General features: G+C 66.4%; 15 protein-coding genes. 9 read left to right on the plus strand and 6 right to left on the minus strand.

The window, feature by feature from the left end; genetic code table 11:
* Positions 1-6: 6 nt before the first annotated feature.
* Together QI450_RS09030 and QI450_RS09035 are read right to left on the minus strand one after the other, a co-directional pair.
* Complete coding sequence (locus QI450_RS09030; protein ID WP_226775082.1) at positions 7-753, minus strand: SOS response-associated peptidase; 747 nt, start codon at positions 751-753, stop codon at positions 7-9.
* A 90-nt stretch (positions 754-843) separates the two neighbouring features.
* Complete coding sequence (locus tag QI450_RS09035; protein ID WP_226775081.1) at positions 844-1,773, minus strand: NADP-dependent oxidoreductase; 930 nt, start codon at positions 1,771-1,773, stop codon at positions 844-846.
* A gap of 205 nt (positions 1,774-1,978) precedes the next feature.
* Here QI450_RS09035 and QI450_RS09040 point away from each other — a divergent pair, with 205 nt between their 5' ends.
* From QI450_RS09040 to QI450_RS09070, 7 genes are all read left to right on the plus strand, one after another.
* Positions 1,979-2,236, plus strand: a complete 258-nt coding sequence (locus tag QI450_RS09040; RefSeq protein ID WP_024367105.1) for a mycoredoxin — start codon at positions 1,979-1,981, stop codon at positions 2,234-2,236.
* Positions 2,237-2,356: 120 nt separating this feature from the next.
* A complete protein-coding gene (locus QI450_RS09045) occupies positions 2,357-3,442 on the plus strand; it encodes an S-(hydroxymethyl)mycothiol dehydrogenase (protein WP_226775080.1) in 1,086 nt (361 codons plus the stop codon).
* Positions 3,439-4,086, plus strand: coding sequence for an MBL fold metallo-hydrolase (locus tag QI450_RS09050; protein WP_226775079.1), 648 nt, complete (start codon positions 3,439-3,441; stop codon positions 4,084-4,086). Before QI450_RS09045 ends, QI450_RS09050 begins: the two co-directional genes overlap by 4 nt.
* Before the next feature lie 194 nt (positions 4,087-4,280).
* Positions 4,281-5,129 carry an SDR family oxidoreductase gene (locus QI450_RS09055; protein ID WP_226775078.1) on the plus strand — a complete coding sequence of 283 codons (849 nt, stop codon included), beginning with the start codon at positions 4,281-4,283 and terminating at the stop codon, positions 5,127-5,129.
* A 140-nt stretch (positions 5,130-5,269) separates the two neighbouring features.
* Positions 5,270-6,940, plus strand: coding sequence for a phosphodiester glycosidase family protein (locus QI450_RS09060; protein WP_226775077.1), 1,671 nt, complete (start codon positions 5,270-5,272; stop codon positions 6,938-6,940).
* Positions 6,941-7,100: 160 nt separating this feature from the next.
* Positions 7,101-7,538: a universal stress protein gene (locus QI450_RS09065; RefSeq protein WP_226775076.1), complete on the plus strand. Its 438-nt coding sequence runs from the start codon at positions 7,101-7,103 to the stop codon at positions 7,536-7,538.
* Between the two features lie 49 nt (positions 7,539-7,587).
* Positions 7,588-7,965, plus strand: a complete 378-nt coding sequence (locus tag QI450_RS09070; protein ID WP_226775075.1) for a VOC family protein — start codon at positions 7,588-7,590, stop codon at positions 7,963-7,965.
* A gap of 21 nt (positions 7,966-7,986) precedes the next feature.
* Here the strand turns inward: QI450_RS09070 and QI450_RS09075 are convergent, their stop codons facing one another.
* Entirely contained in the window at positions 7,987-8,844 is an 858-nt protein-coding gene (locus tag QI450_RS09075) for a 3-hydroxyacyl-CoA dehydrogenase (RefSeq protein ID WP_226775074.1), read from the minus strand.
* A gap of 26 nt (positions 8,845-8,870) precedes the next feature.
* A complete protein-coding gene (locus tag QI450_RS09080) occupies positions 8,871-9,503 on the minus strand; it encodes a TetR/AcrR family transcriptional regulator (protein ID WP_226775073.1) in 633 nt (210 codons plus the stop codon).
* Between the two features lie 70 nt (positions 9,504-9,573).
* Here QI450_RS09080 and QI450_RS09085 point away from each other — a divergent pair, with 70 nt between their 5' ends.
* Entirely contained in the window at positions 9,574-12,006 is a 2,433-nt protein-coding gene (locus tag QI450_RS09085; RefSeq protein WP_226775072.1) for an alpha/beta fold hydrolase, read from the plus strand.
* Between the two features lie 97 nt (positions 12,007-12,103).
* Here the strand turns inward: QI450_RS09085 and QI450_RS09090 are convergent, their stop codons facing one another.
* Positions 12,104-12,853: a lipoate--protein ligase family protein gene (locus tag QI450_RS09090; protein ID WP_226775184.1), complete on the minus strand. Its 750-nt coding sequence runs from the start codon at positions 12,851-12,853 to the stop codon at positions 12,104-12,106.
* Positions 12,854-12,869: 16 nt separating this feature from the next.
* Here QI450_RS09090 and QI450_RS09095 point away from each other — a divergent pair, with 16 nt between their 5' ends.
* Positions 12,870-13,253: a DUF2177 family protein gene (locus tag QI450_RS09095; RefSeq protein WP_226775071.1), complete on the plus strand. Its 384-nt coding sequence runs from the start codon at positions 12,870-12,872 to the stop codon at positions 13,251-13,253.
* Positions 13,254-13,305: 52 nt separating this feature from the next.
* Here QI450_RS09095 and QI450_RS09100 read toward each other — a convergent pair whose 3' ends face one another.
* On the minus strand, positions 13,306-14,109 hold the full coding sequence (locus QI450_RS09100; protein ID WP_226775070.1) for a thioesterase family protein: 804 nt from the start codon (positions 14,107-14,109) through the stop codon (positions 13,306-13,308).
* Between the last annotated feature and the right edge of the window lie 36 nt (positions 14,110-14,145).

Consider the following 14,145-nt stretch of genomic DNA (forward strand, 5'->3'; position numbering starts at 1 on the left):
GCATCCCTAGAACAGGCTTCCCACCGGCCGGATCAGCTCCGGGGAATCATTTTTGACATTCCCGACCGCGGTACCCACGGCGTCGATCGTCCAGCCCTCCGCAACGTCGTGCGCGCCCGCCCGGACCAGATCGACCAGCCCTGCGGCATCGTCGGCCTGCGGATCCAGCCACGCCTGCAGCGTCGTCCGGTCCATTGGCAGCGGAACCCGGTCGTGCAGGGCCGTGAGCTCGGCCAGCATCCCCCCGGCATAACCCTCCGGCGGCGCGTCGGTAGTCATGATCGACGTCGAGAGCAGCCAGCGTTCCGGGTCATCGTCGGCCTTGGCGGGGTCTTTCCACCATTCGTAGAGACCGGCGAAAACTATCGGATGGCCGTCCTTCGGGTGCACGTAGTAGGGCTGCTTGCCGCGGCCCTGGCCCTTCCATTCGTAGTATCCGTCAGCGGGAACCGCACACCGCCGGGCCCGGGTTGCCTTCCGGAACGCCGGCTTCTCCAGCACACTCTCGCTGCGGGCGTTAATCATCTTGGAGCCGATCCCCGGGTCCTTGGCCCAGGACGGCACCAAGCCCCAGCGGGCGATATGCAACTGCCGGACCGGCGTGCCGTCCACCAGCCGTTCCAGCAGGATCGGCACCTCCGCGGTCGGGGCCACGTTCCACGACGGCGGAATCACGGTCTCCTCTTCGAGTCCCGCGTCGAACTCGGCCAGCAGGTCTCCGACGGCCCTTGCCATCACGTAGCGTCCACACATGGCACCAGCATGCCACTGCGCCCAAACGGTGTCATCCGGCGGTCTTCGAACCCGGGCCCGCGGCGGCCGGCGTCCGGCCGCCGCTTCGCATCAGGGCGCGTCGTCGACGGTGAGGACTATCTTGCCGCGGGTGTGCCCTTCCATATTGAACCGGAAGGCATCTGCCGCCTGCGGCAACGGGAAAGTCCGGGCAATTTCGACCCGGATTTTGTGCTCGTCCACCAGGTCGGCAAGTTCCTGCAGCTCGGCGCCTACAGGGTTGACCCACATCCAGGTCCCGCCGTGCTGCTCCACTTCACTGTCGGCAATCGAGGCGTGCCGGCCCCCGTCGGCCAGGACAGCGAGGGTGGCTTCGAGATTCCCGCCCACGAAGTCTGCGACAACGTCGACGCCGTCCGGACGCAGGGCACGAACCCGCTCCGCGAGTCCTTCGCCATAGCTGACGGGCTCGGCGCCGAGGGAACGCAGGAAGTCGTGGTTCTTCTCGGAAGCGGTGGCGATTACACGGGCGCCGAGCGCCACGGCGATCTGGATTCCGAGGGACCCCACACCGCCGGCGCCGCCGTGGATCAGCACCGTCTCGTCCGCCGTGAGACCCAGCCGGGTGAGTACCTGATAAGACGTCAAACCGGCCAGCGGAAGACCTGCGGAGGCATTCCACCCCAGGGATGCAGGCTTGCGCGCAAGGAGCCGCTCCGGCAGGGCGATGTACTCAGCAAAGCTACCGCCGTGGACGTAGTCCTTGCGGCCATAGGAAATGACTTCATCGCCGGGCCGGAAATGCGGCGCGTCGATCCCCACCGACTCGACAACGCCGGCCACATCCCAGCCGGGGACCGCCGGGAACTGCACGTCCATCGCCGCGTCCAAGTAGCCGGCCATTATTTTCCAGTCGACCGGGTTCACCGACGCCGCCTTGACCTTTACCAGGACCATGCCCGGCCCTACCTTCGGCAGCGGGAGCTCTGCCAATTCAAGGACGTCCGGATTGCCATATTCGCTATAAGTAATTGCCTTCATGCCAGCGTCAACGGCTGCCGCCGGGACCCTATTCCACAACCTGCCGGAGGGTGTCGGGCCTCACCTCCCGGGCGCTGAGCGCACACGGCGCGGGCATTGCCCGGGAATAGCGCGCCGCAGGTTACGGTTATTTCCAGTGACATCCCACTTTTGCCGGCATGGGCGCTGCCATCCAGCGCCGGCACCCAGCTTTGAGGAGAACTTCGTGGACTTTACCCCCGAATCCGGCACCATCACCATGTTTTCGACCACGTGGTGCGGCTACTGCAACCGCTTGAAGAAGCAGCTGGATGCCCAGGGCATCGGCTACACCGAGATCAACATCGAAGAAGTTGAAGGCACCGCCGATCTCGTGGAAAAGCTCAACGGAGGTAACCGGACGGTCCCCACTGTGCTGTTCCCGGACGGCACTGCAGCCACCAACCCCTCCGCGGCTGAGGTCAAAAGCCGCCTTGCGGCTTAAAGCCCACCCTTGAACCGGTAACGAGCGACGGCAGGGTCTCCCCGGAGGCCGTGCCGTCGCTCGTTATGCGAAAGAATGTTGTGCGGCAAAAACCCCGATACAAGCAGAGGAACTATTCCCATGGTCCATAAAGTCAAAGGCGTCATAGCCCGCTCCAAGGGCGCGCCCGTCACCCTGGAAACCATCCTGGTCCCGGATCCCGGACCCGGGGAGGCCCTTGTGGACATCCTCACCTGCGGTGTCTGCCACACCGACCTGCACTACAAGCAGGGCGCCATCAACGATGACTTCCCATTCCTGCTCGGCCACGAGGCCACCGGCGTTGTCAGCGCCGTTGGACCCGACGTCACCGAGGTTGCCCCCGGCGACCGTGTGGTGCTGAACTGGCGCGCCGTCTGCGGCGAATGCCGGGCGTGCCGGCGCGGCCAGCCGCAGTACTGCTTCAATACCCACAACGCCACCCAGAAGATGACACTCGAGGACGGCACCGAGCTCACCGCGGCGCTGGGCATTGGCGCGTTCGCCGAGAAGACACTCGTCGCCGCCGGGCAGTGCACCAAGGTCGACCCCGAGGCTGACCCGGCCGCGATCGGCTTGCTCGGCTGCGGAGTGATGGCAGGCATCGGCGCGGCCATCAACACCGGAAACGTCAAGCGCGGCGATACCGTCGCCGTCATCGGTTGCGGCGGTGTCGGCGTGGCAGCCGTTGCCGGTGCCGCGCTCGCCGGTGCCACCACGGTGATCGCCGTTGATATTGATCCCAAAAAGCTCGAACGCGCCAAGGACCTCGGCGCAACCCACACCGTGGACTCCTCCGCCGCGGACCCGGTGGAGGCAATCCGTGCACTGACCGGCGGCTTCGGCGCCGACGTGGTGATTGACGCCGTCGGACGTCCGGAGACCTACAAACAGGCGTTTTACGCCCGGGACCTGGCCGGGACCGTCGTCCTGGTGGGTGTGCCCAATCCCGAGATGACCCTGGAATTGCCGCTGCTGGATCTCTTCGGCCGGGGCGGCTCGCTTAAGTCCTCCTGGTACGGCGACTGCCTGCCTTCGCGCGACTTCCCCATGCTGATCGACCTCTACCAGCAGGGCAAGCTGGACCTGGATGCCTTTGTGACGGAACGGATCACGATCGACCAGATCGAGGAGGCCTTCGAGAAGATGCACGGCGGTTCCGTGCTGCGATCGGTGGTTGAACTGTGAGCGGAGGTTCCGCGCAGGGCCTCCGGATCGACCGTCTGGTCACCTCGGGTACCTTCTCGCTCGACGGCGGCACCTGGGATGTTGACAACAACGTCTGGATCGTGGGCGACGAGTCGGAGTGCGTTGTGATCGACCCGGCGCATAACGCCGGTGCCGTGGCCGCAGCCGTTGCGGGCCGGAGAGTGAAGGCGATCCTGTTGACCCACGGACACGACGACCACATCGCCGCCGTCGGCGATTTCCGCGGCCGCGTCGGCGCGCCGGTATATCTGAACCGGGACGACTGGATGCTGTGGGAGCGGGTCTTCCCGGGAACCGAACCGGACCACGCGATCGAGGACGGCGACAGCTTCGAGGTCGCCGGCGCCCGGCTCGTGGCCCTGCACACGCCCGGACATTCGCCGGGTTCCATGTGCTTCCTGCTGGCGAAGGAGGGAACCGTTTTCAGCGGCGACACCCTGTTCCAGGGCGGTCCGGGGGCCACCGGCCGGTCCTACAGCGATTTCCCCACCATCATCGAGTCCATCAAGGGCCGGCTGCTGACGCTGCCGGCGGACACCGTGGTCCGGACCGGGCACGGTGACCCGACCACTGTCGGTGCCGAAGCGCCGCAGCTGCAGGACTGGATCGCCCGGGGCCACTAGGGGCCAGGGACCACCACCGGCAACAAGCAGGCCGGGCACCGCTGGTGCCCGGCCTGTTTGTTCGAACGTTCACGCGGGCCGGAGGCCAAACCGGGGTGAGCTATCCTGCGGGGGCGAACTGCGGGTCGGCATCCGGGACCGTCTCACCGCCGGTGGCTCTTGCCCTCCGCGGCAGGTTCGCGTAAGAGGGAACCATGAGTTCACAACAAGATCTCCTGCGCGGGCGCGTGGCCGTCGTGACTGGCTCGACACGTGGTTTGGGGTTTGCCATGGCCAGGGTCCTGGGGCACAGGGGCGCCACTGTGGTGCTGGCGTCCAGGTCGGAGGTCGACGTCGCGGCCGCCGTCGAGCGGCTGCGCACGGAAGGGATAGCGGCGTCCGGACGTCACTGCGACACCGGAGAACTGGCCGACGTCGAGGCCCTGCGCGAGGAGGCCCTCGGCCGCGGGATGCTCGACATCTGGGTAAACAACGCAGGTGCCGCCGGCGTCTTTGGGCCGACGGCGTCTACCCCGGTCGACGACTTCACGCGGGTGGTGCGCACGAATATCCTCGGCACGTTCCACGGCTCCAGGGTCGCGTTGCCAGTGTTCCTCGCCCAGGGCCACGGCGACCTCGTTAACATCTACGGCCAAGGCGACCAGGGTCCGGTGGCGCTGCAGAACGCCTATACCTCGAGCAAGCGCTGGGTCCGCCAGTTCACCGAGACGCTGCGCCGGGAGACCAAAAGCAGCGGCGTGCGGGTACATGGCATGAACCCCGGACTGGTGATGACGGACATGCTGGGGCACATCACCTCCCAGCCCGGGTACGGGCACCGACTGGGCGGGCTGCAGATCGTCGTCGGACTCTGGGGGCAGACCGCCGACGACGCAGCGCGCCCCATCGTGGAACTCGTCACCTCGGATGCCGCCGAGTACCGGTATCTGAGCAGGACAACAATGGTGACCCGGGGGGTGCGCAACGTGCTGGCCGGGCGCCTGCGGCGCGCCAACCGCATGCCCCTGGACGTCACAGTCCTTGGCGGGGCCGGCCGGGACTGACTGCGCCGCTACGGCCGCACTGAGGCGGTTGTCGAGCTGCCGTCCGCGCCGCGAAACAGCGCGTGAACAGTCGGCAAAGGCCTTCCGAACTGGGGCCCGGGGGTGGCCGGAGCCGGTGGCGGGGAAGGTAGTTTCGAGCCATGACACCTCCCACTTTGCGAAAAGGTGCGGCCGCAATTGCCGCCGTTGCCCTTGGACTTCCTGCAGCCTTCATTGCTCCAACAGGCGTGTCCTTCGCAGACACCGCGGTGCCTGCATCCCAGGTACACGGACGGCAGGACGGCGGCAAACTCGAACTCGGCGCCCCGGATCTTCCCGAGACGCGAACCGTCACCACCTTGGCCCCTGGCCTGACACGGACTTCCATCACCCGCGGCGCTCCGGACGCCGCGCTGTTCTGGACCGCCGAAGTCGCCATCCCGTCCACATCTGCCGATCCCGACGCTCCGGCTTCCGCATTGTCGGATGCAGCGACAGCCGAGGCGGTGGCCCTCAAACTCCGGGACGCCGGAGTCCAGGCGCGGGTTGAGCACGTCCAGTCACCCCAGCTCGCCGACGCCGGCGGAGACCTGGGATACCGTGTGCGCGCCGGCGCGTTTGAATCGAAGGACGCCGGCACGGCAACGATCAGCCAGCTCAAGGCAGCAGGCTACGCCGCCTCCGCCTTGTACACCGGCTGGGACGGTGATGCCGGGACCGCAGGGACAACCCGGGGCCCCTGGAAGCTGGAAGTCCTCACTCTTGATCCGAAGACTTTCCGGGGTGAGCTCACCTCCGGGTTCGGCCCGGACCTGCAGGACCGGGAAACCACAAGCCAGCTCGCGACAGCCGAAACTGCCCTGGCCGGGGTGAACGGCGGCTACTTCGTCCTGGACCCGAGGGCCGGTGCACCAGGCGACCCGGCCGGAACCGCAGTGGTCGGCGGCAAACTGCTCAGCGAACCCGTCGCGGACCGGCCGGCTCTGGTCATCGACGGCAAAAAGAACGAATCATCAATCAAACGGCTGACCTGGAGCGGTCGCATCTCGTCCCCCGGCCACGGCGCGCCGCTGGCCCTTGACGGCCTGAACCGGGTACCGGGGCTGATCCGCAACTGCGGAGGTACCGGCGATCTTCCCACCAACCTGCCCCTGCACGACGCCACTTGCACGGACCCCGACGAGACCGTCGCCTTCAGCGGGGAGTTTGGTCCCTCCACACCGTCCGGTCCGGGACTCGAAGTAATCCTCGATCAACACGGCACCGTAACAGCGGTCAACAACGCCCGGGGTGCAGCCGTCCCGGCCGCCGGCAGCACAGTGCAAGCCACCGGAGCGGACGTGGCCAAGCTCAAGGATGTGGCCATCCTCGGCAAACGCCTCGATGTCGAATCGGACCTGAGCAATGAAGCCGGCAAGGTGGAGAAGACCGGCGGGGCCACCTCCGTCGTCAACGGCGGGCCGATGCTCGTCTCCGGCGGCGTCGAGAACATCACCGCCCGAAAGGACGGTATGGTTCACGCCGACGACAACAACAGTTTCTATTACGGCTGGGTCCACAAGCGCAACCCGAGGACCATCGCGGGCGTCGACGCCCAAGGGCGCACCCTCCTGGTCACGGCCGACGGACGCCAAACCACATCGCTCGGGCTGAGCATCAAAGAAGCCGCCGACGTCGCCCGGTCCCTGGGAATGGTGGACGCCATCAACCTCGACGGCGGTGGCTCCACCACCATGGTCGTAGCCGGCCAGGTCGTCAACTCCCCCTCCGACGCAGCCGGGCAGCGGCCGGTGGGCGACGCACTGCTGGTCCTTCCGCGCCGCAAGAATTGATGCCACCGGCCCGGAAACGGTTGGGCGGACACGGATGGTCAAGGTGGCCGCCCACCGGGGCCGCGGCGCGGGGCTAATGGCACTCCCGGAGAATCTCCCGGAGTGCCAAGATGGCCTCACTATAAAGCCAGGACCCATTGCTAAGCGAAGTGGAGGACTCATGGACGATAGCGGGAGTTTCAGGATTGTGGTGGGGGTGGACGGTTCGCCGCAGTCCAAGGCCGCCATGGACTGGGCAATCGTAGAAGCCAAGCTCCGCAACGGCCAGGTGCTGGCGCTTGCGGCGTGGAACTTCCCCTATGTCGGCGATGCCCTGGGCCAGGTCTGGGACTACGACGTCTTCCAGTCAGATGCCGAGGCCATCCTCAAGGCAGAGCTGGCCCGCGTCACGGACCAGGGAGTGAACATCACCGGACGCGCAGTGCAGGCTAATCCCGGCTCAGCGCTCGTGGAAGCCTCCCGGGCGGCCGACCTGGTGGTCGTCGGTTCACGAGGACACGGAGGATTCACCGGCATGATGCTCGGGTCCGTGTCGGCAGCTGCGGTTCATCATGCGCATTGCCCGGTGCTTGTACTTCGCGAACGCAGCACGGAGTAGGTCCCGATGGTGCGGTGCCCCTGGATCTCTCTTGGGCTATCGTGGGGCCATGCCCAGTCAATTAGCTGCTGTTGCCATCGACGCGATCAGGCCAAAAGTGGTCGCCGATTTCTGGTGCGCCGTCCTGGGCTGGCACGTTGTTGAAGCGGACAGCGACGTCATCAGCATTGCGCCGCAGGATAAAACCCGGCCCTCCATCGATGTAATTGCGGTGCCCGAAGGCAAGACCATCAAGAACCGGCTGCACTTCGACCTGCGGGCCGACGGCCTCTCCACTGCCGAGGAACTGGAGCGACTGCTCGCCCTCGGCGCGCAGCGCACAAATGTGGGCCAAGGCCCGAATGCCAGTTGGGTGGTACTGGCTGATCCCGAGGGCAACGAGTTCTGCTTGCTGTCCCGAACGGTCCAGGACGTCGACCCGGACTAAGCGGTTGAGCCGCCGGCGGACTCAGTATTTGTAGAAGCCTTCGCCTGTCGCGACGCCAAGCTTGCCCTTGTCGATGTAGCTCTCCTTCAGGTACCGGGCGAACGCCTGCGACCCGGCGTCGGCTGAGGACGAGGCGATGTTGTACGCGGTTCCCAGGCCCACAACGTCGTAGATCTGGAACGGGCCGCTCGGTGCTCCGGTAGCAATGCGCCAGGTTTTGTCAATCGTTTCGGGGCTGGCGACGCCCTGGAGCAGCAAGCCGGCGGCCGCATTCAGGAGCGGGACCAGCAGCGAGTTCAGGACGTACCCCGCTTTCTCCTTCTTGATCTCGATCGGCTCCAGTCCGCTGTTTCGGGCGAAGCCAACGACGGCGTCGAACACCGCCGGGTCCGTGTCGGCGGTGCCCATCACCTCGGCAATGTTCTGCGTCCAGATGTTGTTGGCGTAGTGGATGGCAAGGAAGCGGTCGGGGCGGCCGGTGGAATCCTTGAGGTCGCTGGGCAGCAGGGTTGAGGAGTTGGTGGCGAAGATGGTCTTGGCGGGAGCAAGATCCGCGAGCTTGCGGTAAAGGTTCCGCTTGAGCTCAAGCATTTCCGGTACCGCTTCAATCACGAGGTCAGCGTTCGCGACGGCGGCCCCGAGGTCAGCGGTGAGGTGGAGGTTGCCAAGAGCTGCCTCAGCCTTTCCCGCCACGGCGCCGGCAACCGTTTGTTCCCGGTAGATACCGGCGAGGTGATCGAAGCGGGCCCGGGCCTTTTCGAGAGCCGCGTCGTCGATGTCATAGGCCGTGACCTCGAATCCGTGGAAGGCGGCCTGGTAGGCGATCTGCGATCCGAGCACTCCGGTACCGAGCACGGTCAGCGTTTTGATGTCGGGCATTCGAGTTTTTCCTTTCGAGCCGGGCGCTAGGGGCGGCCGGGGTTGACGGACCCGTAGATACTGCGGATCCAGATGGTTGCTAACACGTCCAGTGCGCGTGACTCGGCGATGGCGGGGCTCTCCTGGTTGAGCACCGCGGTGATCACCCGCTCGTTCATCAGGTTGAGGCTCACGGCGAGGTCGTGGGCATCGATACCCCGCGGCGCGGCCCCCCGGGCTTGCTCTGAGGTGATCACATCGGTCGAGAAGTCGGCCCAGGACTGCATCGACTTGGACCAGAGCTTGCGGACCTCATCGTTGCGGGAACGGGCCGTGATCGCCGCGGTGGCGACGCCGCGGTGGGACGCGAACACCGCCACGAACATGCCGATGGAACGGGTCCACGCTGCCGCGGGATCGCTTTCGAAATCCCGCGGCAAGTCACCGACCCGGTGTTCCACCTCGGTGATCACGCGGTCCAGAAGCGCCAGCAGCACTTCGTCTTTGGATGAAAAGTAGAAGTAGAAGGTGGGGCGCGAGATGCCGGCGCCGCGGGCAAGCTCCTCGATCGAAATGTCGTCGAAGGCCCGCCCGGCAAGGAGCGCCTCGGCGGCAGCAAGGATTGCATCCTGGCGTTCATCCCCCGAGACCCTCGCGGTACGTCGTCCTCGTTGAACCATGCCGCCCATCCTAATCCAATTTTTCGACGCGGTGTTGACTCTGTCAACGCTAAGTCGATAACTTGGCGACATGAGTGAACACGTGGATGTTTTGATTGTTGGAGCCGGGCTGAGCGGCATAGGTTTCGCCAGCCGGTTGAAACGCGAGGCACCCGGGAAGACCTTCGCAATCCTGGAGTCACGCAGCGCCGTGGGCGGCACCTGGGATCTCTTCAGGTACCCGGGCATCCGCTCCGACAGCGACATGTATACCCTCGGCTACTCGTTCCGGCCCTGGGAAGGTGCCAAGGCGATCGCCGACGGCGACTCGATCCGCGAGTACATCGAAGCGACTGTTGCGGACGAGGGTCTCGAATCGCGGATCCGGCTGAATTACCGTGCCGTCTCGGCCGAGTGGTCCAGCGAAACCGCGCTGTGGACCGTGACGGCAGTCCCGACCTCCGGCGGCGAATACCGGCAGGGCGATCCGGCCGCCCCAGCGGGCGATCCGGCCGCCCCAGCGGGCGAGCCGGTCACGTTCACCTGCTCCTTCCTGTCCGTCTGCTCGGGCTACTACCGTTATGACGAAGGCTTCACCCCGGCCATCGAAGGTGCCGACACGTTCGCCGGCTCGATGGTGCACCCGCAGCACTGGCCGGCCGACCTCGATTACAAGGGCAAGCAGGTGGTGATCATCGGCAGCGGGGCCACCGCAGTGACGCTCGTGCCGTCGATGGCGAAGTCTGCCGCCAAGGTCACCATGCTGCAGCGCTCCCCCACGTACATCGCGCCCGTCCCGTCCCGGGACCACCTGGCCGACCGCCTCCGCGGAAAGCTGCCCGCTCAACTGGCTTACGACGTCGTCCGGGCCAAGAACATCCTCTTTTCGATGTTCACGTACCAGTTGAGCCGGCGGCGGCCGGAAACAATGAAGGCGATTCTACGCAAATCGGCAGTCGCCAAGCTGCCGGCCGGATTCGCCGTCGACACGCATCTGGCCCCGTCGTATCAGCCCTGGGACCAGCGGGTCTGCGCCATCCCGAATGGGGACCTTTACCGGGCGATCAGTGCCAGTACCGCCGACATCGTGACCGACGAGATCTCGCGGATCACTCCGGACGGAATTGATCTGGCCTCGGGCAGGTCAATCCCGGCGGACGTGATTGTCACGGCAACAGGACTGAACCTGCTTGTGATTGGCGGGATGACCCTCACCGTCGACGGCGAGCCGGTGGACGTGGGCCGAACTTTGACCTACAAAGGCATGATGCTCGACGGCGTGCCCAACTTTGCGCTCACTATCGGCTACACCAACGCATCATGGACGCTCAAAGCCGATCTGGTCGCGGGATACATCTGCAGGCTGCTCAAGCACCTCGACCGCCGGAACCTGCAGTGGGTGGCACCCAAAGCACCCGCCGAGGTCGCGGGCGCTGAGCTGACGTCCCTGATTGACCTGAAGGCCGGCTACATCCTGCGCGGCGCCGACAAGCTCCCCCGGCAGGGGGCAGAGTCGCCCTGGCGGCTGCACCAGAACTACTTCCGCGACTTCGCCCTGCTTAGGGCCGGCCGGGTCACGGACCACGTTCGTTTCGGCCGGCGCGGGCAGCAGGTGCGCGGATCCGGACGGACGACGACGGCGGCGCTCCCGGATCCGCTCGACCTCCCCGGCACCGGGCACGTCGACGTCGGCGGTGCGCGGTTTCGCTACCGGAAGACCGGCAGCGGGGATCCCATGCTGCTCCTGCACGGCATCGGCCAGAGCCTGGAGGACTGGAACGAGCAGCACGAACGGCTCGCGGCGCGGCACACCCTCATCAGCGTGGACCTGCCCGGCTTCGCCTACTCCGACCGTCTCTCCGGACCCGCGACTTTGGCCAAGCTTGCCGGCTCTCTGCCTGCCTTCCTCGACGCCGTCGGGGTGCACGAGCCGCTGCCCGTGATCGGCAACTCGCTTGGCGGCGCCGTTGCCATGAAACTGGCGGCGGACCATCCGGACCGCGTCTCAGCCCTCGTACTTGCCAACAGCGCCGGGTTCGGCCAGGAGGTCGCGCTGGTCCTGCGCCTGCTCACGGTCAGGCCCCTCGCGGCTCTGCTCACGCGTCCTGCTGAGGCCGCTTCCCGCCGAACTGTGGAGTCGATCTTCTACAACAAGGCGCTGGTGACCGATGCCCGGGTCGGCCAGGCTTACGCCCTGTCGCGACGGGCGACGCACCGCAGGACCCTGCTTGAGGTCGCCCGCGATCTCGGCACCGTCTCCGGCGTCAGGGCAGAATGGCGGGCTGACCTCATGGCGGCCCTGGCGCAGTCGGACATTCCGATGCTCGTGGCCTGGGGCGACCACGACCACGTCCTCCCCTTCAGCCACCTCAAGGCGGCGACCGCGGCATTGCCACGCGCCGAGTCCCACGTCTTCCCAAAGACGGGTCACATGCCCCAGATCGAAACACCGGACGAGTTTGCAGCGGTAGTGGAGGACTTCCTCGCACGGCGCGTCGCAGACCGCCGGACGGCACGCCGCTGATCCGCCCTTCGGGGCCAGTCCTGACGGATTTTGGCCGCTTTCATCAGCAAGGAGACCAGCCCCTGGCGGGTGCCGGCAGCTTCACTCCCGGCACCCGTCAGCTGAACAGGCTGCCGAAGTCGCCGTAGGCCAGGGCTGCGTAGCGGGCGTAGGTGTCGAGCACTGCCGCCTCGACGGCATCCACGTCCAGGTGCGGGACAAGGTCGTTGACGGCGCCCGCGGTGGCAGGGTCCCAGTCCAGGCCCAGGGCCGCGTAGCTTGCCTCCAGCACGGCGCGGATCGGCACCGAGTTCTGCACGACGATAACCGAGCTGAACAGCCAGCCACCGGCCACCACGCGCTGCGCGGTACCAACGAGTTTGAGCTGGCGCCGGGGCACCTGCGGATCCTGCCCGTGGACACTGAACTCGCCCGGGCAGTATTCACCGGGAATCTCCCCGACCGCCGCGTCGACGCCGGCGGTCCGCAGGGCGCTCGCAAGCAGTTCGCCAAAGAAGGAGAAACGCCCTTTGGCTCCGGCGATCGCGTCTGTGGCCGGTTCCAGGTGATCGATCACCAGCGTGCCCTCGTGATAGGCGGCGGCGCGTCCGCCTGCCTTGCGGATCAGCGGCTCGAACCCCAGCTCGCGGCAGGCCAGCGCCGCGGCATCGAAGCCCGGCAGGTGGGTGTCCCGCTGCCCGAAGGCCACCGTGGGCGCCGGGCGGTAGAGCCGGAGCATGGCCCCCGCTTCGCCGGTTTTGACCTTCCGGAGCAGCTCCAGGGCGAGGTCCAGGTCCGCGGCTGCCCCCAGCGATTCTTCCTGCCGGAAAATCGTCAGCGTCCGTGCTGCGCCAGCGGCCTCCGGCATCTTGTTATGCTCCCTTATGCTCATCTTGCAATTCCTCGTCGTGGCCGCCGCATTCGCCGTCATCGATTCCATCTGGCTCAAGTCGATGAGCAAGTTCTATCGAAGCCATCTCGGGCACCTTATGGCAGATAAACCCAATCTAGGGTACGCCGTTGTGTTCTACGTGCTGTACATCGCGGGGATCGTCTTCTTCGCGCTCCAGCCCGCGCTCGACGGCGGCAGCTGGCTCACCGCACTCGGCTACGGCGCCGCGCTGGGAACCTTCGCCTACGCCACCTATGACCTGACGAACGCTTCGACCCTGAAGAACTGGCCGCTGGTCATCGTGGTGGCGGACATTGCCTGGGGCGCTGTGCTGACCGGCCTTGCCACCGTCGTCGGCTGGCTCGTGTTCCACTAGGCGGCGCTCCACCGGCGCCAGCGCGGATGGCGCCGGACGGGCCGGCCGCGCGCTAGGACTTCCGGAGCGTCAGGATCTGCTCGGCGCGGCCGAACGGGCCGTTGAGGTCGTGCAGCACGGTGGACGTCAGGCCAATTCCGTCCGTACCGAACGAGACTTCGTTGTCCAGTCCCAGCCACTCCCCTTCGGGGCGCCGGTACATGTGGATCTGGAGGTCCAGGTTGGGAAAGGCGTAGCTGCCGGTGCCCGGTGGAACGCGGGCGGCAATGCCGTTGGCGGTGTCCACCAGCCCGATCAGCCGGGCGAGGTCACTGCTGTCCGCTGTGTCCGTCAGCGGATGGTCCGTGTGCAGCCAGACGGTGCCCGAACCGGCCCGGTGTCCGTCCGCGATCCGCATCTGCAGCGAGGCAATGTACCCGCCCGGCCAGACGGTGGCCGCGTCGTACGGTTCGCAGTCCTCCGGTGCGGGGATCTTCGGGTCCTCAAAGGCCGCGACGGCTGAAGTGTCGGAAGTGATCATCCGCCACGCCGTGGCCCGGATCGCGGTGCGGCCGCCGGCCACCAGTTCGGCCTGCAGCAGTTCGATGGTCCGGCCCGGCCGCAGGGTCGTGGTGACAACCTCGAATTCGCCGCCCGGAATCAGCCCGAGGATCTCATAGCTCAGCCGTGCCATCCGCATATCGTTGCGCGGGTTATGCCGTGCAAGGCAGTCGGCCATAATGCCCGAGGCGGGTGCCATGTGCTGTTCGTGTACATTCCAGGCTCCCTGGGCGTGGATGGTGGAGCGAAAACGCCCGCCGCCCAGCGATTCGTAGTAGAAATTGCCCTCGGCAAGCACCGGTAGTTCAAAAGTCAACGTCTGCCCTTTCGCGTGGCTGGTAATCCCAGAACA

The organism is Arthrobacter sp. EM1 (assembly GCF_029964055.1).
Classification (GTDB): Bacteria; Actinomycetota; Actinomycetes; order Actinomycetales; family Micrococcaceae; genus Arthrobacter.